The organism is Brevibacterium casei CIP 102111 (assembly GCF_900169275.1).
GTDB classification, from domain to species: Bacteria; Actinomycetota; Actinomycetes; order Actinomycetales; family Brevibacteriaceae; genus Brevibacterium; species Brevibacterium casei.
In genome coordinates this window covers 206620-231120 of the sequence record NZ_FXZC01000001.1, presented here as the reverse complement: position 1 = coordinate 231120, position 24501 = coordinate 206620, and the positions used below count along the sequence as shown (strand labels likewise).

The following is a 24501-nucleotide window of genomic DNA, read 5'->3' as shown; positions in this document are numbered from 1 at the left end:
AGAAATCGAGGAAAATCGAGCGATCGGGCCCATTTTCCACCGGTTTTCGACCGCAACTAGCGGTGGCGGTGCCAGGACGGCGGTCTCCGGCGCAGTGCGAGCACCGAACCGCCGGCTCTCAGTGCCTCGGGAGCACTGGCCGGGTCTCAGGCGCCGCGGAGGTCGAGGTCGAGCACTGAGGGACCCGCCTCGGTGAGTTCGACCGGAATGCCCCAGTCCTGCTGGTAGAGGTGGCAGGCGGCGTGGAGCGGGATCTCTCCTCCCGGTTCGCCGTCGCACGCGGCGGCGCGCGCGGTGACGTGGAGGACTCCCGAGGTCGCCTCGGGGTCGATGACGATGTCGCGGCTCAGCCCCTCGGCCCCGCCGCCACCAGAGACGATGAGTTCGGGCGGAGTCGAGGACACCTGCAAGTAGGTCGGGTCACCCCAGCGATCGTCGAGCTTCTGACCTGCGGGAACGGTGAAGCTCACGCTGATGGCCACAGGTCCGGCGGCAAGCTCCGTCGACGGGCGGTGGCTCGTCTGCGCACCCTCGTCGACGCGTTGGGCGTCCTTCGGCAGGGTCACCCGGGTGAGCGAGTGGTTCGCCGATTCGACGACGAGGAGCTCTGCGGTGCCGCTGCCCGCTCCCGTCCCGCCGGCCGTGTCCCCGCTCGCAGCACCCGCTTCGACGACGAGGATGTCCGAGGGTTCGCGCAGCCCGCGGGCGAGCGTCGAGACCTCGTTCGTCGTGAAGTCGTACCGGCGGATCGCACCGTTGTACGTGTCGGCGATCGCGAGCGACCCGTCGGGCAGGGTGCGCACTCCGAGCGGATGCTGGAGCCGTGCCTCGGCGGCGGGCCCGTCACGGAAGCCGAAGTCGAAGAGACCGGTGCCCACGAGCGTCGTCGCCTCTCCTGAGGCCGGATCGAGGCGGCGGATCGCCGAGGTCTCGGAGTCGGCGACGATGACGCTGCCGTCGGGGTGGAGGTCGAGGCCCGAGGACTGTGCGAACCACGCGGACACCGCGTCCCCGTTGACGAGCCCCTCGTTCATCGTGCCGGACAGCAGGCGGATGTTTCCGGTGACGGGGTCGAACGACCAGATCGTGTGGTTACCGGCCATCGCCACGACCACCTCGCCGGTGGCGGGGACGAAGAGGACGTCCCACGGGGAGGAGAGCTTGACGTCGAGGGCGGGGCCCGAATAGCGGCCGAGCGCGCCGTGGGTGCCGCGGACGTTGTCGATGGCCCCGACCATGTGCTGCTCGCCGGTGCCGGCGATCGTTCTCACGGTCTCCGTCTCGAGGTCGATGCCGCGCAGGACGTGGTTGACGGTGTCGGCGACGATGAGCTGGTAGCCGGCACGCGCGGCGACGTCCTCGGGGAGGACGGTGATGCCGCCGGGTTCGCTGAACTGTGCGGTGGCGAAGTCGCCGTCGGTGAGTCCCCGCTCCCCCGTGCCGATGCGTCGGAGCACGGTCTGTCCGTCGGCAGAGTACTCGACGAGGCTGTGGTGGCCGGAGTCGGCGACGAGGAGGCTGCCCGAGGGCAGGACCGTCACCTTGCCGGGATAGAAGAGTTCGGTCTCCGGTGCCGGCGGGGGCACGTAGGGGCCGTCTCCGGAGTGGAGGGTGCCCTTCGCCGAGTGTTCGGCGATGAGGCCTTCGATGATCTCCCCGAGGCCGGCGCCGTGGCCTTCCCCGGACAGGGTCGCGACGAGGTAGCCCTCGGGATCGATGACGGCCAGCGTCGGCCATGCCCGCGCCGTGTACGCCTGCCACGTGACGAGGTCGGGGTCGTCGAGGACGAGGTGTTCGACCTGGTAGCGCTCGACCGCCTGGTCGACGGCCTCGACGGTGCGTTCGAACTCGAACTTCGGCGAGTGGACGCCGATGATGACGAGTTCGCCTGCGTACTTCTCCTCGAGCGGCCGCAGCTCGTCGAGGACGTGGAGGCAGTTGATGCAGCAGAACGTCCAGAAGTCGAGGAGGACGACCTTGCCGCGGAGGTCGGCGAGGGTGAGCTCCTTGCCGCCGGAGTTCATCCACCGGCGGCCGATGAGCTCGGGGGCGCGGACCTTGGGTTCGCGCGTGCGGGTCGGGGCGGTCGCCTCGGCGGTGGTGTCGTTCGCGGCGGTGGCCGCGGAACTCTGCGGACTGGCGTTCATCTCTCCATCGTCTCAGATCCGCAGGCGTGGCGGCAGGGCGGCTGTCATCGTGGGACACATGCTACGGGGTGGGGCGGGCACCGAAGACGCTCGAGCCGATGCGCACCATCGTCGCGCCTTCGGCGATCGCGAGTTCGAAGTCGTTGCTCATCCCCATCGACAGCTCGGTGGCTTCGGCGGGCAGGGCACCCGTCGCGATGAGCCGGTCGCGGAGCTCGCGGAGGTCTGAGTAGCTCGGGCGGATCTCCTCGGGCGTCTGGCCGGGCAGGCCGATGGTCATCAGGCCACGCAGGCGCAGGCGATCGAGGTCGCGCACTGCTGCCACGAGCGCCTCGGCGTCCTCGGGTGCGACCCCGGACTTCGAGTCCTCGCGGGACGTGTTGACCTGGACGAAGACGTCGACGGTGGAGTCGAGGACGCCGAGGCGGTTGTCGATCCTCTCCGCGAGCGCGAGGCTGTCGACGGACTGGATGCACTGGGCGTGGCGCAGCGTGTGGTTGACCTTGTTCTTCTGCAGGGGACCGATGAGGTGCGATTCGTGCGGAAGGTCGGCGAGGTCGTCGGCCTTGGCGACGAGCTCCTGCACCTTGTTCTCGCCGATGAGTGAGAAGCCGTGCTCGATGGCCACACGGATCCGCTCCGCCGGCTGCGTCTTCGTCGCGAGCAGGATCCGCACGTCCTCGGCGGACCGGCCCGAGGCCTTGGCGGCGGCTGCCGTGCGTTCGGCCACCTCGTCGAGGCGGGTGCGGATCGCGGCGGACTCTTCTGCGGTGAGGGGCTCGGTCGAACTCATGCTCCCAGTCTCGCATGCGCCGATGCCGGGCAGGATCTCTGCGCTCCTCGGGAGAGGCATCTGCGCCCGCTCACCGGAGAGCGGGCGCAGCATGGCCCCGGTCAGTGGGCGCAGAATCGTCGGATCACGGCGCCGGTCGCTCAGGGCTTTGTCGGCAGGCCCTGCGCCTCGGGGTCGATGTTCTTGATGATCGCCGTCGTGTCGAGTCCCTCGAGGCCTTCGTCGACGAGCTTCTGCAGCTGCGCGTAGACGAGGGTGGCCGCGGGCAGGTCGACGCCCTGGGTCTCGGCACCGGCGAGCGCGAGCCCGACGTCCTTGTGCATGAGAGACGTGGCGAAGCCGGGCTTGAAGTCGTTGTTCGACGCCGAGGTCTCGGTCACCCCGGGCACCGGATACCAGGTGCGCAGGGGCCACGAGTCGCCGGAGGAGACCTTCGCGATGTCGTAGAACGCCTTAGGGTCGAGACCGAAGCGCTGCGCGAGCACCGCGCCTTCGACGACGCCTTCGAGGCTGATCGCGAGCATCATGTTGTTGACGATCTTCGCGGCCTGACCCGCGGCGTCGCCGCCGGCGTGGAAGATGTTGCCGGCCATCGGCTCGATGAAGGGCTTCGCCTCGGCGACGTCCGCATCGGACCCGCCGAGCATGAAGGTGAGCGTGCCCGCCTGTGCACCGGTGACACCGCCGGAGACGGGACCGTCGACGAAGCGGAAGCCGGCGGCCTTCGCCTCGGCGTGCAGGGCCCGGGCGGAGTCGAAGTCGATCGTCGAGGAGTCGACGAGGAGGGTCGCGGGGTCGGCGGTGGCGAGGACACCGTCGGGGGTGAGGTAGACGGCGCGGGCATGCTCGCCCTTGGGCAGCATCGTGAAGACGATATCGGCACCGGCGACCGCCTCGGCGATCGAACCCACCGGGGTGACACCATCCTCCGCCGCCGCGGTCACGGCCTCCGGGACCACGTCGAAGCCCTTGACCGTGTGGCCGGCCTTGACCAGGTTCGCCGTCATCGGTCGGCCCATGTTCCCCAGGCCGATCCATCCAATCGTCGCCATCGCATGCCTCCTCGCATCGAGATCTCGTGTGTTCCCCTTCACATTACGCCAGCCCTGCCCGTGCCGGCCGTCGGCGACGATCACCTCTTCCGCACCGGTTGTGTGCGTGCACGCAGATAGACTGGGCGGACTATGGCCGCTCATGCACCTCAGCAGATCTCGCCGGAGGATCTCCTCACCCTCCTCGCCGTGGCGCGTCTGGGGAAGTTCACGGCCGCCGCGCACAGTCTCGGACTCAATCACACGACCGTGTCGCGGCGCATCGCTGCCTTGGAGAAGGCCTACGGTCAGCGCGTTCTCGTCGCCTCCCCGGACGGATGGGAGCTGAGCACCGCGGGTCGGCAGCTGCTGCCGATCGCCGAGGACATCGAGGCGGCGCTGGGGAGGATCGACGCACGCGAGTCCTCGGCGCTCTCGGGCACGATCCGCATCGCCTGCCCGCAGGCCTTCGCTCTCGAGTACGCGGTGCCGGCGCTGACGGAGCTGCAGATCGGCCATCCGGGCCTGCAGATCGAGCTCATCACCGCGACCCAGCGGGCCCGCCAATACCGTTCCGGCGTCGACATCGAGGTCGTCGTCGGTCGACCCGACGCCCCGCGCAGCGTCGCCAAGCGCATCCGCGACTACCGGCTCCAGCTCTACGCCTCGCAGGAGTATCTGCGCACGCACCCGGTTCCGGTCACGCTCGACGACCTCGCCGAGCACAGGATCGTCTACTACATCGAGAACGCACTCCAGGTCGACGACCTCGACGACGCCTCGAGCGAAATCCCGGCCGGCAGGGGCTTCTTCCGCTCGACCTCGGTCCACGCCCACGTCCTCGCCACAGCGAACGGGGTGGGCATCGGCATCCTGCCCGACTTCCTCGCCCGGGACAGCAGCCGCCTGGTCCAGGTGCTGCCCGAGCTCTTCTCCAAGCGCGTGTCCTATTGGGCCTCGGTCCGGCACGAGTCCCTGCGCAATGCCGCCGTCCGCAGCATCCTCGAGGTGCTCTGACCCGCGCGGCGCTCTCCCCGCTATCCCCGCTCAGGCGGCGGTCCAACCCCCGTCGATGCTGTGCGCGGTGCCCGTGACGACCGCCGCGGCGTCGGAGGCGAGGAAGAGCGCGAGCGCAGCGATGTCCTCGGGCTCCGCGAGGCGGGGTACGGCCGAGTGGCCGAGGAAGACCTTCTCGAGCACCTCGTCCTCACTGATCCCGTTCGTCACCGCCTGATCCGCGATCTGCCCCTTGACCAGGGGCGTGAGCACATATCCCGGGTTGATCGCATTGCACGTCACCCCGCGCGGACCGGCCTCGAGCGCCGTCGTCTTCGTCAGACCCATGAGTCCGTGCTTGGCCGCGACGTACGCGGACTTGTTCGCCGAGGCGCGCAGTCCGTGGACGGAGGAGACGTTGATGACCCTCCCCCAGCCCCGCTCGTACATCCCCGGCAGCGCAGCCTTCGTGAGCACGAACGGCGCCTCGAGCATGATCGTCATGATCAGCTGCCATTCCTCCAGCGGGAACTCCGGGATCGGGTGGATCCGTTGGATCCCGGCATTGTTGACGAGGATGTCGACCTCGAGGTCGATCCCGTCGAGCGCCGAGGTGTCGGCGAGGTTGACGGCCCACGCCTCCCCGCCGATCGCCTCGGCGACTGCCCCCGCCGCCTCCGCGTCGACGTCGGCGACGACGACGGTCGCACCCGCCTCGGCGAAGGACTCGCACATCGCCTTGCCCAGGCCCGAGGCCCCGCCGGTGACGAGGGCCCTCCTGCCGGTGAGATCAACTGCCATTTCCCGTCCCTTCTCTGCTGTGCCTGACCACGGACGCCGCACCACCGCGGCGGATGAGCCACGTCGATGCGGCGACGACCCGATCAGTGCGTGACTACCCCGCGGCGCACCTTGTCGGCGTGGTCGAGGGAGTGGAGGTCGATGCCCTTCGTCTCGCGGGTGAAGATGAGCGCGACGAGCGAGATGAGAGCGGCCACGGCGAGGTAGATCGCGATCGGCACCGAGGAGCCGAACTCGTCGAGCAGCGCGGTCGCGATGATCGGCGCGAACGATCCGGCGACGATCGCCGTGACCTGGTATCCCGTGGACACACCCGAGTTGCGCATCCGGGTCGGGAACATCTCCGCCATGATCGCCGGCTGCCCCGCGTACATGAAGCCGTGGAAGACGAGTCCGAGGAGGAGGGCGAGGAAGATCAGTCCGGGGTTGCCCGTGTCGTACATCGGGAAGGCGAAGAAGCCCCACGAGGCGGTGAGGATGATGCCGATCGCGTAGGGCGGCTTGCGTCCGATCCGGTCCCCGAGGGCACCGATCATCGGCACGAGCAGCGCATGGATGGCGTGCGCGCCGAGGAGGAGGCCGAGGATCTCGCTCGCCTCGATGCCGACGGCGACCGCGAGGTAGGTGATCGAGAAGGTGACGACGAGGTAGTAGTGGATGTTCTCGACCAGCCGCAGACCCATGGCGGTGAAGACCTCACGCGGGTAGCGCTTGAAGACGGCCTTGACGCCGTAGTCGACGCCCTCCTCGATCTCCTCAGCCTGGATCTTCTCGAAGATCGGGGCGTCGGAGACTCGGGTGCGGATGTAGTAGCCGATGAGGACGATGACCGCCGAGAGCCAGAACGCGATCCTCCAGCCCCACGAGAGGAACGCCTCCTCGGACAGGGTGGCAGTGAGGACGAAGAGGACACCGGTGGCGAGCAGGTTGCCCAGCGGCACGCCCGACTGCGGCCACGAGGACCAGAAACCGCGTTCCTTGTCCGGGGAGTGCTCGGCGACGAGGAGCACCGCGCCGCCCCATTCGCCGCCGACGGCGAAGCCCTGGACGATGCGGAGGAGGACGAGGAGGATCGGAGCGAGGTAGCCGATCTGACCGAACGTCGGCAGGCAGCCCATGAGGAACGTCGCCGCCCCGACGAGGATGATGGAGAGCTGGAGGAGCTTCTTGCGTCCGAACTTGTCACCGTAGTGGCCGAAGACGATGCCGCCGATGGGGCGGGCGATGAAGCCGACAGCGTAGGTCGCGAAACCGAGGAGGATCGGCGTCAGCGGGTTGTCCGACGGCGGGAACAGGATGTGGTTGAACACCAGCGTCGCCGCTGACCCGTAGAGGAAGAACTCGTACCATTCGACGACGGTGCCCGCCATCGAGGCGGCGACGACCTTGCGCAGCTGCGTTCGGATCGTCTTCCTCTCCGCATTGCTCTGTGCACTCATGACTCTCCTTGATTTCCACGATCCGCTTCATCGTTGACAGGTCGGATCGTTCCGCTGGGGCAGCGTAGGCGGCGATCCCGCGATGTCAGGGGACTCGACGATGAGGCCCCTCCCGCGGCTGACCGCGCCCACATCCACCCGATGGGTGAATGGTGCTCAAGAAACAGTGTGCGCCATCACATCGGCGAATGGGATACGTGAGGGCGGGAATTCGGGAATTCGACGTGCACATTCCCGCACATCAGGTGTGCGTGAGACGGGTTCGCCGAGACGGTCGGGTGGGTCAGCCTCGGCGGGGGACCGGGGTCAGCCTCGGCGGGGACCGGCGTTCGCGTCGCGTTCGGCGATCTGCGTGAGCATGTCGTTGTAGGCGCGCAGCTCGGCGTCGCCGGTGCGGGCCTCCCGGCGGTCGACCCGCTTGGCCTCCCGGTCGGACGACTTCGACCACTGGAAGGCGACCATGATCGCAAGGAACAGCGTCGGGATCTCGCCGATGCCCCAGGCGATCGCGCCGCCCCGCTGCTGGTCCTCGATCGCGGAGTATCCCCAGTCGGTGCCCATGTTGCCGAACCAGTCGCCTTCGATGAGCACCTCGGAGCTGAGCAGGGAGATGCCGAAGAAGGCGTGGAAGGCCATCGTGATGAGGAGCATGAGCAGGCGCAGCGGGTAGGGGAACCGCTTGACGCCGGGGTCGATGCCGATGAGGGCCTGGGTGAAGAGGTAGCCGGCGGCGAGGAAGTGGACGATCATGAGCTCGTGGCCGAGATGCCACTCGAGGGCGTACTTCATCAGCCCCGCGTAGTAGAAGACGACGAGTGAGCCGGCGAAGTTGACCGAGGCGACGACCGGGTTGGCGAAGAAGCGCATGTAGGGGGTGTGGACGAGCCAGAGCACCCATTCGCGGATGCCGCGGGAGCCATCGGTGCGCGCGGTCGTCGCCCGCATGAGCAGGGTGATCGGGGCGCCGAGGACCATCGGGATGGGCACGACCATGACGAGGAGCATGTGCTGGATCATGTGCGCCGAGAACGACACCTCGCCGTAGACCTGGACGCCGCCCGAGGTGACGTAGACGAGGCCGATCATTCCGAGCACCCAGCTGACGAGGCGGAAGACCGACCAGGTGTCGCCTCGGCGACGGAGCTGGAGGTACCCGGCGACGTACGCGATCGTCAGCCCCACGGCGACGACGACCCACAGCGGGTCGACCGACCACTCGGAGAAGAAGCGGGCGAAGTTCGGTGCGGGGGGCAGGGGCTCTCCGGTGAGGATCTCCGAGGGCGTCGGGTTGCCCACCGGCTCCTGCGGGACGGGCGGTTGGGAGCGGGAGAGGGCGACGGCCAGGCCCATCGTCGCTCCGAAGATGACGAACTCGACGAGGATGAGGCGCCAGAACTCGCCCGTCACGGAGGCGACCTTGCCGAGCCGGGCGATGACGAACCGGCGGTGCCAGAAGCCGACGAGCCCGAGGAGGATCGTCGCGAAGGTCTTCGCGATGATCACCTGGCCGTATGGGGTCATGAGATCCGCGAGGTCCTCGACGCGCAGCATCGAGTTGACGACGCCGGAGAAGGCGACGACGACGAACGCGAAGAGCGCGATCGACGAGTAGCGGGCGATGAACGTCCCCAGCTCGGGCGACTTGGCGAGGCGGGAGCCGAGCAGGGCGATGACGAAGAGACCGCCGAGCCACAGGGCGACGCCGAAGAGGTGGAGTCCGATGCTGTTGACGGCCTGCGTGTGGCCCGACGCCTGGGCGGAGTGGCCCATGAGGGCGAGGGGGATCATCACGCCGAGCGAGAGGACGCCGGCGAAGGCGAGGCCGAGGTAGGACCGGGAGCCGAAGCACAGCGTCGAGGCGACGGCGATGAGGACGACGATGAGGGCCCAGTACTGGCCGAAGGCGATCTGGGTGAGGAAGACGCCGAGCTGGTTCGAGAAGTTGAGGTAGGCCTGCGCACCGACGGTGGAGACGAAGGTGAAGAGGAGGACGGCGACTGCGGAGATCGTCCACGCCACAGAGGCGACCTCGGCGACTTTGAGCGACTTCTCCCACAGCGCGTCGAGCGGCGGCTGTTCGTCCTGCTGCGCCTTCCTGCCCCGGATCCGCCCCTGCGTGCGGGGCAGGATGAGGAGCGCGAAGAGGAGTGCGCCGACGGTGAGGCTCATCGCGAGGTTGAAGACGAACTTCGCGGCCGGCAGTCCGAAGCGGACGACGGCTCCCGGGTCGTTGATGACGGTCGGCTCGGAGGCTCCCGTGTAGAGCATCGCGACGAGTCCGACAGCTGCGCCGAGGAGTGCGACGAGCGGGATCGCTGCGCGAGCGGTGAATCGGATGATCGGCTCGTTGTCGTGAGAGGTCACAGAGGTCCGCCTGCCGATTCGTGCATGGAACCAGGATATCGTCCCGGGGTCGGCGGCGGCGAACTCACAACCGCCGAGGTGGTGCAGATCTCCTGAGGATCACCCCGCTGTGCGGGGCGGACACGATTCCGGTCAGCCGCCTCGGCGTGGGAATCGCCCGGGGAAAGCAGATGGCCCGGACCGATCGGTCCGGGCCATCCTGCGCTTGAGCGCGAAGGTCACTTCGGGGTGCCAGCGGCAGCCTTGAGCTTCGAACCAGCGGACAGCTTCACGGAGTAGCCGGCCTTGATCTCGATCTCTTCACCGGTCTGCGGGTTGCGACCCTTGCGAGCGGCACGCTCGGTGCGCTCGACGGAGAGCCAGCCGGGGATGGTGAGCTTCTCGCCCTTGCCGACGACGTCGGAGAAGACATCGAAGACACCATCGAGAACATCCGAGACCTGCTTCTGGGTCAGGCCGGACTTCTCGGCAACTTCTGCAACGAGCTCACTGCGGTTCTTAGCCATAAAAGTGTCCTCCTTAGGACAAGTCGGTCAGTTACCGGTCCGTTTTCCGATAACGAACTCCCTCGAGATTACCAGCTCGACTTCGTGATGCCGGGCAACTCGCCGTCGTGCGCCATTTCGCGGAAGCGGACGCGCGAGAGTCCGAACTTGCGCAGGTAGCCGCGGGGGCGGCCGTCGACCTGGTCGCGATTGCGCACACGCACCGGCGAGGCATCGCGAGGAAGCTTCTGCAGGCCGAGGCGTGCTTCCTCACGCTGCTCGTCCGTGCTGTCGGGGTGGGTGAGCTGACGCTTGAGGGCGGCGCGGCGCTCCGCATAGCGTTCAACGATGACGCGACGCTGCTTGTCGCGGGCGATCTTGGACTTCTTGGCCATGTGCGCTCAGCGCTCCTCTCGGAAATCGACGTGCTTGCGGATGACGGGATCGTACTTCTTGAGCACGATGCGATCCGGGTTGTTGCGGCGGTTCTTGCGGGTCACGTAGGTGTACCCGGTGCCTGCAGTCGACTTGAGCTTGATGATCGGACGAACGTCTTGGGTCTTCGCCATCAGAGCTTCACTCCCTTGGCAATGAGTTCGGCGACGACGGCGTCGATCCCGCGGACGTCGATGACCTTGATGCCCTTGGCGGACACATTGAGGGTGACGTTGCGGCGCAGCGACGGGACGTAGTAGCGCTTCGTCTGAATATTCGGGTTGAAGCGGCGCTTCGTGCGGCGCTTCGAGTGGGACACATTGTGTCCGAAACCGGGAACGGCCCCGGTGACTTGGCAGGTTGCTGCCATGACTCTCCTCCAGTTCACAAGTTACCGACTCTCGAGACAAGCTCATTCGCTTGCGCCGATGTCGGAAGACATCAACAAATTCACGCGATGCTGCTGTGGCGGGCACGATCCGACCCAGGCGCGGACCTGCGTCCGGTCGAAAGGCGGATGTGCACCCGTGCACGCGGCGTTCGCAATGGAAATTGTGTACGCCGAAACAGGCATGCCCGTTCGGGCGAGATGTCTCACCAGCGCTGAAGCCGTAGCCTGTGAGAGATGGCCGAAGCTGGAGTGCAGCGGTGGGTGAGCACCATGTCGGTCGCGGCGGATCAGTCGGGGACCGGGCCGTCACGACACAACAGACAACCAGTTTAGTGAGACCCAGGCCTTCTGGGCAAATTCACACCCTCCGAAGTCACCCGGGACACCGCGCGAGCCGCCGCTCGCCCGAAAAGTCTGTGTTTCAACTACCTCCCGGTAGGAGTATCGCCCGGATCCGCGCGGATCGCGGCATGTCGAGCATCCACTCCCCTTGCCAGACGCCCCTCTGCACGTCCGCACTCAGGGTCGGGCCGCCTCGGCGATCACTGCAGATGTAAGGGGTACGGGGGCTTCGGGGCCGTGTTGAAGACCCATGGAACTCGTGTCAAGGTAAGAAGATGATTGCCACCACATCTGGCACTCTGGAGGACAGATGAGCGACGTTCCACCGAGGCCGCGCATCCGTCCCGCGACCAGCGATGACTGGGTTCCGACCGATCGATCCGGCCGGGGCGCCCAGGCTCAGCCGCAGGGACAGGATCAGGACCCGAACCCGGCCGAGGCCGAGTTCGACCGTTCGACGTACTACGAGTACATCGAACGCCACACCGGCGACTTCCCCGTCTCGCAGACCCGCCGCAGCAACGTCTTCGCTCCGGCCGGCAGCTCACCGTTCCAGGACCACATCAACGCGCGCGCGCCCGAACACGCCCGCGGTGGCGGTCGCGGAGGACCTCGCCGCACCGGTGAGGCCCGCAACCCGAACAGCGGCGGGTTCCCCGCCCAGCCCGGTTATGCCGGCGGCTCCTCCGGGCGCGGCACGGATTCGGGCGGCTTCGCAGCGGTGCCCGGCTACGGCGGTCCCGACTCCGGTCAGACGCAGTCCGTGCGCCCGCGCAGAAGCACCGGCCTCAAGGTCGTCGTCGTCATCCTCGCCATCGTCATGGTCCTCGCGCTCGTCGGCTTCTTCGGCATCCGGTGGCTCGCTCCGGAGACCGGGACCGTGCCCGCCGATGTCAGCGGCGAGCCGACCTCTCAGGCACTGTCGCCGAGCGACGAACTCGTCCAGCCCTCTGCTTCGCCCGAGGAGGAGCTCGACGGCTTCGTCGAGTCGGGTGCCGAGAAGGCCGCCGCCCTCGAAGGTCAGTGGGTGACGCAGGTGAGCGCGAAGCAGGTCGGCACCGAAGCCGACGGGAAGACGTGGTCGGCGCAGGACATCCTCGACGAATTCAAGGCGAACCAGGTCAAGTACCCGGGTGCGATCCTCCTCGACAGCAGTGAGTGGAAGGCGTACAAGACCGGCGGCTACTGGGTCACCGTCATCGATACGCCGTACAAGGACTCCGGCCCGGCGCTCGAGCAGTGCCGCTCATGGGGTCTCGACCGCGACCACTGCCTCGCCAAGCGGCTCGTCAAGGACGGCGAGTACTCCGAGAAGAACAGCGCCTACCTCGACAAGTAGGGTGCCCACGGCACCCGAGGCGCCGAATCGCCCTCGAAGCAGCAGAACGCACCTCGGGCGATACGTCCTCCCGGCAGCTTCGCGCAACGCCCCCGCAGCCTCTTCTCCTACGCGTGCAAGGGTAGGAGAAGAGGCTGCGGGGGCGTCATACTTTTCGACGGAACTCGTCGACACGCGCTATGCCCCGGCTGCGTCTATGCTGGGGGCATCTCGATCACGCGGACGTGGAGTTGAGAATGCGGCGTACACGGAGCTCCGCCCCGGCGCGGAGGCACATGAGATTCGGCCTCTGCGGTTGGTTCGCCCTGTCGCTGATCGGCACTGTCGTGGTGCTACTGCCTGACCAAGGTGCGCGAGTGCTGTCGCTGAGCAACGACCACGGGCCATCAGCGTCGGACTCGATCGGGGTCATCGTCCTGCTCGTCGGTTGGCTGTGCCTGCTCGTCCCGCTTCTTCGGGCACGACGACTCGTTCCGAAACCGCGTCTCGTCCTCATGGCATTCTGCGCCGGCCTCGTCGTCACCGCGTGGTCAGTGCTGCTCGACGCAGGACTCTGGTGGATTCTGGGCGTGACGCTGGCAGCCGGTGTGCAGGTGGCGGCCGCATCCGCTGTGGCGTGGCCACGACAGTCTGAGTTTGAGCGCGCCGCCGGGTGAACAGTGCTGCCAGCTTGTTCCACAGACCAGCAGAGCGTGAGTCCTGTTGTGTCCCGAGACGGCTCTCGAAGCAATTCCCACCCGGGGCGCCGCATCTCCCCTTGAGCGATACGTCCTCCCGGCAGCTTCGCGCAACGCCCTCGCAGCCTCTTGTCCTACGCGTGCAAGGGTAGGACAAGAGGCTGCGGGGGCGTTATCGCTGCTGGGGCGTTGTGGCGTCGGAGCTTGCGTACCGGTCACCCGACGACTTCTCACCCGAGCGGGACACCCCTACCGAGCGGGACACACCTACCGAACGAGGCGCGCGACCTCACGCGAGGAGGACGCTCGGATCCTCGAGGCCGCGGCCGACGTCGGCGAGGAACTTCGAGATGATCTCGCCGTCGACGACGCGATGGTCGGCGCTCACCGACAGGGTCGTGATCTCGCGCGGAACGATCTCGTCGTCGACCACCCACGGCTTCTTCCGCACCTGCCCGAAGGCGAGGATCGCGGCCTCACCAGGGTTGATGATCGGGGTGCCGGCGTCGACGCCGAACACGCCGACGTTGGTGATGGTGATCGTCCCACCCGTCTGGTCCGCCGGAGGCGTCTTGCCCGACCGGGCCAGGGCCGTGAGGTCCTGGATGCCCTGTGCGAGCTGCGTCAGACCCATCGCGTGCGCATTCTTGATGTTCGGCACGATGAGTCCGCGCGGAGTCGCAGCGGCGATCCCGAGGTTGACGTACTTCTTGACGACGATGTCATCGCCCTCGAGGGCCGAGTTGATCCGCGGGTTGCGTCCCACCGCCCACGCGACGGCCTTCGCGACGATGAGCAGCGGAGAAACACGCACATCCTCGCCGAGCACCTTCGACGCCTTGAGCCGACGGACGAACGCCATCGTCTCGGTGACGTCGACGTCGAGGAACTCCGTGACATGGGGCATCGTGAACGCGGAGTCGACCATGGCCTTGGCCATCATCTTCGTCACGCCCTTGAACGGGATCCGCTCCTCGAGTTCGCCGGTATCGACACTCGCCGAGGCGGTCGCCCCTGAGACTGCAGGTGCGGCCGAGCCGTCGGCGGCCGCCTGGACGTCGGCGCGAGTGACCTCGCCGCGGGAGCCGGTCGCAGTGACCGTGGCGAGATCGATGCCCAAGTCCTTCGCGAGTTTGCGCACCGGCGGCTTGGCCAGGGGCTTTGCTCCCGTGGGGGCCACACCCGCCGAGGCGGTCGGCGCCTCCGCGGCCGGCTGCGCTTCCGCACCCGACTGCGCTCCCGCACCCGACTGCGCTGCCGGAGCCTCCGCAGCCGAACCGGCGGCAGTGCCGCCGGTCGCCGACGCACCGGAGCCGCCGGTCGCCGGCGCACCCTTGCGGGGGCGACGCTTCGACGAGGCAGCCTTCGCGCCGTAGCCGACGAGCGTGGCACCGCCTTCGTCGTCGGTCGTCACCGCGCCTTCGGAGGCAGGCGCCTGCGTCTCGGCGTGGGGCGCGGACATCGTCTCGGCCGCCTCGGCGCCGGAGTCATCGGCACCTCCGAAGCGGATGATCGGGGTGCCGACCTCGACGGTCTGACCCTCCTCGACGAGGAGGGCGCCGACGGTCCCGGCCTGAGGGCTGGGCAGCTCGACGAGTGACTTCGCGGTCTCGATCTCGACGAGGATCTGATTGACCGTCACCTCATCGCCCGGGGACACCTTCCAGGAGACGATGTCCGCCTCGGTGAGGCCTTCGCCGACGTCGGGAAGGGGGAATTCGAATGCCATTCTTGCTCTCCTTCTCGTCAGTAGGCCAGGGCCCGGTCGACACCGTCGAAGATGCGATCGAGGTCGGGCAGGTAGTGCTCTTCCATCCGCGAGCCCGGATAGGGGGTGTGGTACCCGCCGACCCGGATGACCGGGGCCTCGAGGTTGAAGAAGCAGCGTTCCGAGATGCGGGCGGCGATCTCCGATCCCAGACCGAGGAACGTCGGCGCCTCATGGGTGACGACGAGGCGACCGGTCTTGACCACGGAGCGCTCGATCGTCGAGAGGTCGAGCGGGTTGAGGCTGCGCAGGTCGATGAGTTCGACGCTCTTGCCCTCTTCCGCGGCCGCCGCGACGACGTCGAGGGCCGTGGGCACGAGCGGGCCGTAGGTCACCAGCGTGACGTCGGTGCCCTCGCTGAGCACCCGCGCCTCGAGCATCCCGAGATCATGACGAGTGGTGTCGACGTCCCCGCGCTGCCAGTAGCGGCGCTTGGGCTCGAAGAACATCACCGGATCGTCGCTCTTGATCGCCTCCTGGATCATCCAGTACGCGTCATTGGCCGTCGACGGGCTGATGAGCTTGAGGCCGGCGTGGTGGGCGAAGACGGCCTCCGGGCTCTCCGAGTGGTGCTCGGGAGAGCCGATCCCACCGCCGTAGGGCACGCGGATGACCATCGGGATGCGCTCGTTGCCGAGCGTGCGGTTGTAGAGCTTGGCGACCTGCGTGACGATCTGGTCGTAGGCGGGGAAGATGAACGCGTCGAACTGGATCTCGACGACGGGCCGGTAGCCGCGGATCGCCATGCCGATCGACGTGCCGACGATCCCGGATTCGGCCAGCGGCGCATCGATGACCCGCTGCGGACCGAAATCCTTCTGCAGGCCCTCGGTGACGCGGAAGACGCCGCCGAGCTTTCCGATGTCCTCACCAATGAGGACGACCTTCGGGTCGTCCTCCATGGCCTTCCGCAGACCGGCTGTGATCGCCTTGGAAAGGGGAAGTTTCTCCATCAGGCCTCACCTGCATCGGCGAATGAGGACTGGTATGCGAGGAATTCCGCACGCTCCTCATCGACCAGCGAGTGAGGCTCGGAGGTGACATTGGCGAACATCTCGACCGGATCCGGGTCCTCCATGGTCACGCAGTTGTGGCGGATGCGCGCGGCCAGGGTGTCGGCTTCGGCGTCGACCTCGGCGAAGAAGTCCTCACCCGTGTCCGTGTGGTTCTCGAGGTAGGCGCGCAGACGCGTGATCGGGTCGCGGTCCTCCCAGATCTCCTCTTCGGCGCGGTCACGGTACTTCGTCGGATCGTCAGCCGTGGTGTGGGCACCACGACGGTAGGTGAAGGCCTCGATGAGCATCGGACCGTTGCCGGCGCGCACGGAGTCGAGGCTCGCACGGGCCACGGAGTACATCGCGATGATGTCGTTGCCGTCGACGCGGATGCCGGGCACCCCGAAGCCCTCGCCGCGCTTGTACAGCGGGGCCGCGCTCTGGACACGGGTGGGCTCGGAGATCGCCCACTGGTTGTTCTGGCAGAAGAAGAGCACAGGGGCGTGGAAGGCCCCGGCGAAGTTGAGCGCCTCGGACACGTCGCCCTCGGAGGTCGCGCCGTCACCGAAGCAGGCGATGGCGACGGTGTCGCGGTCGAGGTCGCCGGTGCCGACGTCGCCGTCCATGTTGACACCCATCGCATACCCGGCGGCATGAAGAGTCTGGGAGCCGATGATGATCGTGTACGTGTGGAAGCGGTGCTCCTGCGGATCCCAACCGCCGTGGTTCTGACCTCGGAAGATGCCGAGGAGGGTCTCCGGTTCGACGCCGCGGGTGTAGGCGAGGCCGTGTTCGCGGTAGGTGGGGAAGACGAAGTCCTGCGGACGCGCTGCGCGCCCCATGCCGATCTGAGCGGCCTCCTGGCCGAACATCGGCGCCCAGAGGCCGAGCTGTCCCTGCCGCTGCAGTGCGGCTCCCTCCGCATCGACGCGGCGGACGAGAACCATGTCCCGATAGAACCCGCGCAGATCCTCATCGGTGAGCTCTGCGGCGAACGCGTCGTACTCTCCGGACTGGACGCGGTTGCCGTCCTCCGTGAGCATCTGAATCATGCGAGGCTCCGTGGGCTGACTGTGGGCAGTCCCGGATCCCACTGAAATGTTCGAGGTCATTCCAGTACTCCTTTGTTCGTGGTCCGACCCACCGGAGGTGACCAGTGGCGGACCGGGTGCTGCGGGCGGGGCCTCTGGTGGGAGGACTCACCCTCGAGTGATGCGATTCACAGGTATGTCAACGATACCGAATCGCCTCAGCCGGTGCCACTGGACCGGTGTGTCGAGCGCGCTGTGCGGAAGCGGCGTCCGCACCGACTCCGAAGATCATCGGTCGTGGTCAGCCTAGGGGTGTGACCTCGTGCTGTGCGTCACTCGCCAAAGGTTCGCGGTGACGTTTGTCGATCCTCGCCGAGGTGGTTGGGAGTCCGACCACCGCATGTCCGAGCACCCCGATCCGTTCAGCTGCGCCTGCGTCGTCCCTGGTAGTCCCGGGTCTCGGTGATGCGCCCGGAGAAGAACTGCGCGTTCCTCGCCGTGAATCCCCTGAGTGCCGGGTGACCGGCGGCGACCATGAGGCCGATCGAGGCGGAGTAGGCGGCCGAGGAGTGTGCGGCGCCCGCGGAGTCGAACATGTCGTCGAGCTCCTTGTCGCTGCGGTCGGCGAGGTTCGGTGCCCGCCGCAGCGCGTCAGGATCGTAGTCGACGGTGATGGTCGACCAGCGGTCCCGGACCGGGTTCTCGTTGCCGTCGAGATCGGGAACGAGGTCCTGTTCGTGTTCGATCGAGAGGACGTCGATGCCCTCATCGATGGGGAAGTCGGACACGGGCGCCCCGACGGTGACGAGCGCGGTGACGTTGACGTCGGCGAGGAACGCGGGATCGGCGGCCAGCGACCCGGCCGTGATGCCGCCCTGGGAGTATCCGACGAGCATCACCTCGGCGTCGTCTGGGATCCCGGCGTCGGCGATCGCCCGCCGGACCATCTCGCGCATCACCGTGTCGTTGCCGGCCATGCCCTCGACGTTCGTCGTCAGGTCGGTCGTGTTCTCCCCCGGGACCGGTGACCAGTCCGTGGTCGCCGGAACGTAGACGATGTAGCGCGTGGTTCCGTCGGGAGAGCGCACCTCTTCGATGCGCACCTGGCCCGAGTCGACTCCGCGATGCTGGGCGGCTTCGCGGTCGTAGAGCTCGGCGACGTCGGCCGGGGGTCTGGTGTGGGGTTGCGTCAGTCCCTGCGCCTTCCACACCTCAACCTCGGACGGGGTGAGCAGACCGACGAGGTTCGCGGCCGCAAGCACCCACGCGGTCATCGACCCCGAGTCGTGGGGCCACAGCGTCGTGTCCGAGTCGACGGCGAGCAGTCCCGGCGGCAGCCCGAGGAAGCCTACGACCATCCCCGGCAGCACGTGCTCGATGACGGCACCGGTGGCGTCGGAGTTCTCGAACACGAGGGCGACGAAGTCCTCGGTGATGTCGGCTTTGGCCTGGCCGAGGTCGATGCCGAAGTGCCGCTCGACCACGTCGTCGAGTCCCGTGGCGTCGATGATCTGCCATCCTGCGACGGCGGGGACGCCGACGGCGATGGCGGCGGGGATGATGACGGGCAGGCTGATGGCGATGAGCCTGCCGGTGGCATATCCGAGGCCGTCGAGGAGTCCCCCGAAGACCTCGCTCACTCCTTTCTCTGCCTCGCGGTAGGCGAGCGCTGCGGTGCGGATCGCGAGCACCGTCGCTTCGAGTTCGGCGAGCACGAGCGCGAGCTGCTGGTGATAGCGGACCTGGGCGGCGTCGAGGTTGAGGGCGGTGAGCGGCGCCGGCACCTGCGTGAGCAGGGTGCCGAGGTCGAAGTCGCCGACCGTGCCGTCGGCCGAGAGCTCCCCGATCCGCGCGCCGAGGCGGTCGAGGTCGGTGCCGCTGATCTCGATCCGATCGCCGACCGTGATCCCGCCCCCGCCACGGGTCGTCGTTCCGATCATGGGGAGCCCACCTCGGCGAAGCGCAGACGCGTGAGCATCGAGGCGACGACCATCCGCACCGCACCATCGGGCATCTCCTCCGTGCGCGCGACCGTCATCCCGTTCTCCCCTCGCTCGAGGAGCGGTCGTGACCATCTCCCCGCCTGTCGGTGGAGGAACTCCATCCCTGCGCGGGCAGGCTGCCCGTCGGCACTGCTTCCGAGGCAGGTGAGGGTGAGGACGCAGTCGCCGGCCACGAGGTCGGAGAGGTCCTCGCACACGGACGCCACCTCACCCGGTTCGAGGCGGCGGAGGAACTCGTACCCGGCGAAGTCGGCGTTGTCTGCTCCGCGCAGGGCGAGCATCGCGAGGCAGGAGTCGGCGGCGATGGCGATCTCGAGGTGGACGGCGCTGTTCTCGGCACCGACGACGAGCGCCATCCGGGTGCGGGCGAGGTCGAGTTCGGCGGCGAACCCTGCCAGCCACGCCGAGAGGACGTCGAGGTCTCGCGGGCGCACGACCTCGGCGGGGAGTTCCTCGCGGACTGCGGCCGACGGTGCGGTCAGGGTGATCCCCGCCGAGGCGGCCGCCCGGGCGACGGCGGCCCGTGACGGCGGGTGCCCGCCGAGCTCCGGCGGGTGGCCATCCCCGTCCGGGACGGCAGACCCCGGCGGCCGGGTCGCACACCGCCTTGAAGGGGTCGGCCCGACGGAAGGGTCTCTGTCGGTCTGGGGCAGGAGATCGCTCGGCCACAGGCGGCGCAGCCGGTCAGGCAGGCGGAGGATGCGTCCGAGGTCGACGGTGATCCACCGGGAGTCGAGCACGCCGTGGCCGTTCACAGCTGGATCCTCCCGCCCACGGAGACGACCTGGAGGTGGAGATCGTACGCTTCGGAGAGGTCGTCGGCGCGATCGGCGAGGAGACCGATCGCCTCCGCACACGAACCGAGACGTTCGATGAGGAGACGGCCCGCCGGTGAGTCCCACCCGTCGATCCGCCGGGTCGCGTTCGCGAGCACCCGCAGCTCGTTCGCCCGCTGCCGCCAGCCGTCGCGGCTGGCGGCGAGTTCGTCGGTGATCATCCCGGTCTCCTCTCGTCATCGCCCCCACGCTAGGAATCCGGCCGACCGAGACCAAGGGGGGCGAATCGGCCTGTGGACACGGCCTGAGCGTCCACAGCCGCCTGACACGCGAGTCCCCTGCCCGTCCACAGGCGAGTGAGCGCGAGTCCGCCTGTGGCGGCGGGTCGTGAGAAAATGAGGGCATGCCGACCGTTTCACTTGCTGAAGTCTCACCCGCCATCGCCCTCGGACCGCTCGACGGTCGCTACCGCAAGGACACCGCTGACCTCGTCGATCACCTCTCGGAGGCCGCGCTCAACCGCAACCGCATCCGCGTCGAGGTCGAATGGTTCATCCACCTCGCGCGGAACTCGGTGATCCCGGGCGTCCGCACTCTCACCGAGTCAGAGGTCACGGCGCTGCGGAAGTTCGCCGCGGGCTTCGACGCTGAGACGATTGCGACGCTCGCCGCTCACGAAGCGGTCACGGTCCACGACGTCAAGGCCGTCGAATACACAATCAAGGACGCACTAGTCGAGATCGGCGCCGACGACCTCAGCGAGCTCGTCCACTTCTGCTGCACGTCCGAGGACATCAACAACCTCTCGTGGGCGCTCGGCATCAAGGAGGCCACCGAACAGGTGTGGCTGCCGCGGGCGAAGGCCCTCATCGACGCCCTCGCCGACACCGCCGCCGACCTCGGCGGCGTCCCCATGCTCGCCCACACCCACGGGCAGCCGGCGACGCCGACGACGATGGGCAAGGAGCTCGCGGTCTTCGTCCACCGCCTGCGCCGCCAGTACGAGCGGATCGCCGCGACCGAATTCCTCGGCAAGATCAACGGTGCGACCGGCACGTACTCCGCGCACATGGCCGCGGTGCCCGGCGCGGACTGGCCGCAGATCGCCCGCACCTTCGTCGAGGGCAGCCTGGGCCTGACGTTCAACCCGCTGACCACGCAGATCGAGTCGCACGACTGGGATGCCGAGCTCTTCGCCGACATCTCCCGGTTCAATCGGATCGCCCACAACCTTGCGACCGACATGTGGACGTACATCTCGATGAACTACTTCAAGCAGATCCCCGTCGCGGGCGCCACGGGATCATCGACGATGCCCCACAAGGTCAACCCGATCCGCTTCGAGAACGCCGAGGCGAACCTCGAGCTCTCCTCCGCCCTTCTCGATTCGCTCGCCTCGACGCTGGTGACCTCCCGGATGCAGCGGGACCTCACCGATTCGACGTCCCAGCGCAACATCGGCGTCGCCTACGGGCATTCGGTGCTCGCGCTGGGCAACCTCGTCAAGGGACTCGGGCAGCTCGCGATCAACGAGGACGCCCTAGCCGCCGACCTCGATGGGAACTGGGAGGTCCTCGGCGAGGCGATCCAGTCGGTCATGCGCGCGGCCGGCCTGCAGGGCGTGGCCGGGATGGAGAACCCGTACGAGAAGCTCAAGGAGCTCACCCGCGGCAAGCGCATCCACCAGGCCGACCTTCAGGAGTTCGTCGCGGGCCTCGGCCTGCCTGAGGAGGAGACCCGGCGCCTGAGGGCCCTCACCCCGGCGAGCTACATCGGGCTGGCCGAGCAGCTCGCCCGCGACGAGGTCGCCGCCTGGAACGCAGCCGCGAAGGGCTGAGCCCTTCGACCATGAGCGGTCCCGGAGCCGAGCAGTCCCGGGACCGCTCGGCTCCGGGAGTGCCCCGGGTCGGCTAGATCCACCTCGGCGCGGTCACCGGCTCACCCGTCGAGGTCCGCACGCCTGCATCGCCCCGGCCCGAGGCCCAGCGGACCAGGTCGGGCAGCGATCCGCTGACGACCGTTCCGTCCCGGTCACCCGCGTCCGCCGGGTCCCCGTCCGCAACGCCGGCCCCGCCGAGGCGGTCGTCCGTCCCCTCGACGGCGACGACGATCCCCGCATCGGTTCCCCGCGCCCGCCACGCCCCGGTGATGTCGGAGAGCAACCGGGTGAGGACGGGTGCGGGGATGTCGCTCATCCGTGCCCCGTTGTCCAGATCGATCGCGTGGAGCCACACCTCGCGGGTGCGCATCCACACGGTCTCCCGGGCGGGCACCTCCCGGCCCTGCGCGGTGCGCACGATCGCCTCCCACGCCTCGTCGGGGCTGTCGCGCCATTCGACGTCGAGGCTGATCGCCGCGTGCTCGATGAGGTGGCGCAGGGCGCGCACCGGCAGGGTCGACCCGAAGTCGATCTCGGCGTCACGGGCCGTAGGCGACTCGTACATCGGCGTCTCGACGCCGGTGTTCGCCCACTGCACGAGGCGGGTGAGCGCCCGAGCGTTGTACCCGACGTGGGCGATGAGGTGGCGCCTGGACCAGCCGGGCAGAAGACTCGGTTCGTCGAACTCGGCGTCGGAGAGCTCACCGAGCTTGCGGGCGAAGAACGCCGTCCCCCGCCGCACCGTGAGCAGTTCGGCCAGGAGTGCGGGGTCGGTGGTGAGATCGTGCCGGGCGACCATGGCTTACCCGGCGTCGACGATGCGGTTGGAGATCGTCCCGATCCCGTCGATCGACACGCTCACCTCGTCGCCCGGCTGCAGGTAGACCTGCGGGTCGCGGGCACGGCCGACGCCGCCGGGGGTGCCGGTGAGGATGATGTCTCCGGGGTCGAGGGTGATCATCGTCGAGATGTAGGAGACGAGGTGGGCCGGGGTGAAGAGGAGGTCGACGATGGCATGCTGCTGCATCACCTCGCCGTTGACCGTGGTGGTGAGCACCGCCTCGGCGGGGTCGAAGTCATCACCGGTCGCGAGTACGGGTCCGAGCGGGGTCGAGTCCTCCCACATCTTGCCCTGAAGCCATTCCTTCGTCCGGAACTGCCAGCCGCGCATCGAGATGTCGTTGGCGATCGTGTACCCGGCGATCGCCTCGGCGGCTTCGGCCTCATCGGCCCGGCGGACCTGCCTGCCGATGACGACGACGAGTTCACCCTCCCAGTCGAGCTCCGGATCCTCGGGCGCGAACGGCACGTCGTCGTGCGGGCCGGTCAGCGTCTCGGCGAACTTCGCGAAGAGGGTCGGGTACGCGGGCAGGTCACGGCCCATCTCGAGGATGTGGCTGCGGTAGTTGAGCCCCACGCACACGATCTTGCCGGGGCGGGTGATGAGCTGGAGCTCCTCGGCCTCGCTCACGGGCACGGTCGCCGACGGGGAGGCGATCGCCTCGGCGACGGTGCGCTGCCAGTACTCGTCGGCGAGCAGGGCCCCGACGTCGGAGAAGTCCTCGACGACGACGTAGTCGTCGCCGTCCTCCACTGCGGCACGGGATCCGGACGGGGTGGCGATGGTGGCAAGTCTCACTGCTGTTCTCCTTCGACGTGGGTGCGGGCGAAATTCAGGGTTTCGATGATCGGGCGGTCGTTGAATGCGAAGAGGTCGAGGCCGGTCTCGGTCTCGATGCTCACCGCCGACCACGAGGGCATGACGACGAGATCGCCTGTGACGACGTCGAAGACGCGGTCGTCGACGAGGATGCGCCCGGAGCCTTCGAAGACCTGCATGACCTCGGAGCCGACGCGCCTGGTCACCGGTGTCGTCGTGCCTGCGCGAAGACGATGGAATTCGGCGCGGATCGTCGGCATGACGTCTCCGCCGGTGGTCGGGTTGACGTAGCGGATCGCCGCATGCCCCTGACCGACGGTGGCGGGGAAGCCTTCGTCCTCGAGGCGCAGCTGCTCGGTGAGGGCGCGGTCCGTGTGCTCCCAGCGGTAGGCCCCGATCGGGGAGCTCACGGTGTTCGACAGGCCCGAGAGCGGACGGAGCCCGGGGTGCCCCCAGAGCCTCTCCGAGCGGGAGATGTCCGGGGTCGACTCGTCGGTGACGCGGTCGATGCCGAACTCGAAGAACGAGGTGTCGGCGTAGTGGACGAAGGGGATGTCGAGGCCGTCGATCCACGCCATCGGCTGGTCGGTCTCATTGTGGTGACCGTGGAAGTTCCAGCCCGGGGTGAGCAGGAAGTCCCCGCGCGACATCCGGACCGGATCGCCGTTGACGACCGTCCACACGCCCTCGCCTTCGACGACGAAGCGGAAGGCGTTCTGCGAGTGCCGGTGCTCGGGAGCGACCTCATGCCCGCCGAGGTATTGGATCGCCGCCCACAGCGTCGGGGTCGCGAACGGCGCCCCGCCGAGGCCGGGGTTGGCCAGGGCGATCGCCCGCCGTTCCCCGCCGCGACCGACGGGCACGAGGTCGCCGGCACGTTCGGCCAGGGGGAGCAGGGTCGACCACTGCCACTGGTGGGCGACCGCCGCCGAGGCGGGGACCTGTGGCATGAGCTCGTCGAGCTGGGTCCACAGCGGGATCATGTTCTCCTCCGCCATGGTCGTATACATCGCCTCGAGCTCTCGCTCCTCCTCGGGAGTCGGGTCGGGGTTCACCATCGTCGGTGCAGGGCGCGTCATCGGGGCCTCCTCGGACCAGTGCGTTGAATCTGCGCCGAGGCTACTCCTCGGTGGGCGAGGTCACAGCATG

At 68.1% G+C, this 24501-nt stretch carries 23 protein-coding genes; 4 read left to right on the top strand and 19 right to left on the bottom strand.

All coding sequences use genetic code 11. From position 1 onward, the window contains the following. Positions 1–146: 146 nt before the first annotated feature. From BC102111_RS01040 to mmsB, 3 genes are all read right to left on the bottom strand, one after another. The gene (locus BC102111_RS01040; protein WP_095375337.1) at positions 147–2147 is read right to left on the bottom strand and encodes an NHL domain-containing thioredoxin family protein; all 2001 of its coding nucleotides are present in this window, start codon (positions 2145–2147) and stop codon (positions 147–149) included. A 61-nt stretch (positions 2148–2208) separates the two neighbouring features. After that, a complete protein-coding gene (locus tag BC102111_RS01035; protein WP_095375476.1) occupies positions 2209–2940 on the bottom strand; it encodes a YggS family pyridoxal phosphate-dependent enzyme in 732 nt (243 codons plus the stop codon). Positions 2941–3080: 140 nt separating this feature from the next. After that, the gene (mmsB, locus tag BC102111_RS01030) at positions 3081–4136 is read right to left on the bottom strand and encodes a 3-hydroxyisobutyrate dehydrogenase (protein ID WP_494337611.1); all 1056 of its coding nucleotides are present in this window, start codon (positions 4134–4136) and stop codon (positions 3081–3083) included. Between mmsB and BC102111_RS01025 the strand changes: the two genes are divergently transcribed. Continuing rightward, on the top strand, positions 4125–4988 hold the full coding sequence (locus BC102111_RS01025; protein ID WP_095375335.1) for a LysR family transcriptional regulator: 864 nt from the start codon (positions 4125–4127) through the stop codon (positions 4986–4988). The genes mmsB and BC102111_RS01025 overlap by 12 nt on opposite strands. 30 nt (positions 4989–5018) lie before the next feature. Here BC102111_RS01025 and BC102111_RS01020 read toward each other — a convergent pair whose 3' ends face one another. From BC102111_RS01020 to rpmB, 7 genes are all read right to left on the bottom strand, one after another. Beyond that, a complete protein-coding gene (locus BC102111_RS01020; RefSeq protein ID WP_101623394.1) occupies positions 5019–5768 on the bottom strand; it encodes a 3-hydroxybutyrate dehydrogenase in 750 nt (249 codons plus the stop codon). Positions 5769–5851: 83 nt separating this feature from the next. Beyond that, a complete protein-coding gene (locus BC102111_RS01015) occupies positions 5852–7207 on the bottom strand; it encodes an MFS transporter (protein ID WP_009376586.1) in 1356 nt (451 codons plus the stop codon). Positions 7208–7513: 306 nt separating this feature from the next. After that, on the bottom strand, positions 7514–9571 hold the full coding sequence (locus BC102111_RS01010) for a bifunctional copper resistance protein CopD/cytochrome c oxidase assembly protein (RefSeq protein WP_101623393.1): 2058 nt from the start codon (positions 9569–9571) through the stop codon (positions 7514–7516). 218 nt (positions 9572–9789) lie between these two features. Next, positions 9790–10077 carry an HU family DNA-binding protein gene (locus tag BC102111_RS01005; RefSeq protein ID WP_009376591.1) on the bottom strand — a complete coding sequence of 96 codons (288 nt, stop codon included), beginning with the start codon at positions 10075–10077 and terminating at the stop codon, positions 9790–9792. Positions 10078–10145: 68 nt separating this feature from the next. Then, the gene (rpsN, locus tag BC102111_RS01000) at positions 10146–10451 is read right to left on the bottom strand and encodes a 30S ribosomal protein S14 (protein WP_009376593.1); all 306 of its coding nucleotides are present in this window, start codon (positions 10449–10451) and stop codon (positions 10146–10148) included. 6 nt (positions 10452–10457) lie between these two features. Next, a complete protein-coding gene (rpmG, locus tag BC102111_RS00995) occupies positions 10458–10625 on the bottom strand; it encodes a 50S ribosomal protein L33 (protein ID WP_009376595.1) in 168 nt (55 codons plus the stop codon). After that, positions 10625–10861 (bottom strand): 50S ribosomal protein L28, encoded by a 237-nt coding sequence (rpmB, locus tag BC102111_RS00990; RefSeq protein ID WP_063249531.1) that lies wholly within the window; start codon positions 10859–10861, stop codon positions 10625–10627. Before rpmB ends, rpmG begins: the two co-directional genes overlap by 1 nt. 673 nt (positions 10862–11534) lie before the next feature. Between rpmB and BC102111_RS00985 the strand changes: the two genes are divergently transcribed. Both BC102111_RS00985 and BC102111_RS00980 read left to right on the top strand, forming a co-directional pair. Continuing rightward, the gene (locus BC102111_RS00985) at positions 11535–12563 is read left to right on the top strand and encodes a protein kinase (RefSeq protein ID WP_101623392.1); all 1029 of its coding nucleotides are present in this window, start codon (positions 11535–11537) and stop codon (positions 12561–12563) included. Between the two features lie 275 nt (positions 12564–12838). Next, the gene (locus tag BC102111_RS00980; RefSeq protein WP_146001378.1) at positions 12839–13219 is read left to right on the top strand and encodes a hypothetical protein; all 381 of its coding nucleotides are present in this window, start codon (positions 12839–12841) and stop codon (positions 13217–13219) included. 310 nt (positions 13220–13529) lie between these two features. On the opposite strand, the gene BC102111_RS00975 is transcribed toward BC102111_RS00980, so the two are convergent. From BC102111_RS00975 to BC102111_RS00950, 6 genes are all read right to left on the bottom strand, one after another. After that, the gene (locus tag BC102111_RS00975; protein WP_095375334.1) at positions 13530–14969 is read right to left on the bottom strand and encodes a dihydrolipoamide acetyltransferase family protein; all 1440 of its coding nucleotides are present in this window, start codon (positions 14967–14969) and stop codon (positions 13530–13532) included. A gap of 17 nt (positions 14970–14986) precedes the next feature. Next, on the bottom strand, positions 14987–15961 hold the full coding sequence (locus BC102111_RS00970; RefSeq protein ID WP_009376603.1) for an alpha-ketoacid dehydrogenase subunit beta: 975 nt from the start codon (positions 15959–15961) through the stop codon (positions 14987–14989). Further along, on the bottom strand, positions 15961–17055 hold the full coding sequence (gene pdhA / locus BC102111_RS00965; protein ID WP_223290001.1) for a pyruvate dehydrogenase (acetyl-transferring) E1 component subunit alpha: 1095 nt from the start codon (positions 17053–17055) through the stop codon (positions 15961–15963). Before pdhA ends, BC102111_RS00970 begins: the two co-directional genes overlap by 1 nt. A 401-nt stretch (positions 17056–17456) precedes the next feature. Further along, a complete protein-coding gene (locus tag BC102111_RS00960; protein ID WP_101623390.1) occupies positions 17457–18974 on the bottom strand; it encodes an alpha/beta hydrolase in 1518 nt (505 codons plus the stop codon). After that, on the bottom strand, positions 18971–19792 hold the full coding sequence (locus BC102111_RS00955) for a hypothetical protein (RefSeq protein WP_101623389.1): 822 nt from the start codon (positions 19790–19792) through the stop codon (positions 18971–18973). Before BC102111_RS00955 ends, BC102111_RS00960 begins: the two co-directional genes overlap by 4 nt. Then, entirely contained in the window at positions 19789–20034 is a 246-nt protein-coding gene (locus BC102111_RS00950) for a hypothetical protein (protein ID WP_009376610.1), read from the bottom strand. The genes BC102111_RS00955 and BC102111_RS00950 overlap by 4 nt, the downstream gene beginning before the upstream one ends. Before the next feature lie 182 nt (positions 20035–20216). Here BC102111_RS00950 and purB point away from each other — a divergent pair, with 182 nt between their 5' ends. Continuing rightward, positions 20217–21650: an adenylosuccinate lyase gene (purB, locus tag BC102111_RS00945; protein WP_101623388.1), complete on the top strand. Its 1434-nt coding sequence runs from the start codon at positions 20217–20219 to the stop codon at positions 21648–21650. A 73-nt stretch (positions 21651–21723) separates the two neighbouring features. Here purB and BC102111_RS00940 read toward each other — a convergent pair whose 3' ends face one another. Genes BC102111_RS00940 through BC102111_RS00930 form a run of 3 tightly spaced genes read right to left on the bottom strand, consistent with a single transcriptional unit; the run spans position 21724 to position 24431 of the window. Further along, positions 21724–22491, bottom strand: coding sequence for a maleylpyruvate isomerase family mycothiol-dependent enzyme (locus BC102111_RS00940; protein ID WP_063249515.1), 768 nt, complete (start codon positions 22489–22491; stop codon positions 21724–21726). A 3-nt stretch (positions 22492–22494) separates the two neighbouring features. Continuing rightward, positions 22495–23331 (bottom strand): fumarylacetoacetate hydrolase family protein, encoded by an 837-nt coding sequence (locus BC102111_RS00935; protein ID WP_063249513.1) that lies wholly within the window; start codon positions 23329–23331, stop codon positions 22495–22497. Then, on the bottom strand, positions 23328–24431 hold the full coding sequence (locus BC102111_RS00930; protein ID WP_009376614.1) for a cupin domain-containing protein: 1104 nt from the start codon (positions 24429–24431) through the stop codon (positions 23328–23330). The genes BC102111_RS00935 and BC102111_RS00930 overlap by 4 nt, the downstream gene beginning before the upstream one ends. Positions 24432–24501 lie beyond the last annotated feature (70 nt).